At 60.0% G+C, this 435-nt stretch carries 1 protein-coding gene; it reads right to left on the reverse strand.

The window, feature by feature from the left end:
• Nucleotides 1-157 (reverse strand): DNA-binding protein (locus GVL03_RS23990; protein WP_200847359.1); only part of this gene is annotated, 157 nt, incomplete at its 3' end.
• Between the last annotated feature and the right edge of the window lie 278 nt (nucleotides 158-435).

Consider the following 435-nt stretch of genomic DNA (forward strand, 5'->3'; position numbering starts at 1 on the left):
GGCTGTTGACGTGCTCGTCCCAGACCTGCTTGAGGCGAGAAGGGTTGCCGCCCCCGACCTTCTGCCGCAAGGCGAAGCCCGTGATGTTGCGACCAGCAGCTTGCAACTGCTCGCCGGCCTCAATGATCTGCTCTTGGGTGAACTCTGCTGGACGCATGGCATTTCTCCTGCGGGTGTAATGGAGAAATTATACCATAACAAATAAATAAACTAACTAACAAACAAACTAATAAACTAATTTCTGCAGCAAAATGCAACACTGACCAGCACCATCACCGCGCCCGGTGGCCCGCGCCTGCCGTGGACAACCCCGCTGCCCACCCGAGGTGGACAGCCGCCCGTGCCGGGCGGTGCCGGGGTCTGCCCACCGCCGGCCGCTGCCCAAGACACTGACGCCCTTCGGTGGACAAGCCTGCAGCTTGCCCACGCTACGGT

This window comes from Microbacterium sp. 18062 (assembly GCF_902706225.1).
Classification (GTDB): domain Bacteria; phylum Actinomycetota; class Actinomycetes; order Actinomycetales; family Microbacteriaceae; genus Microbacterium.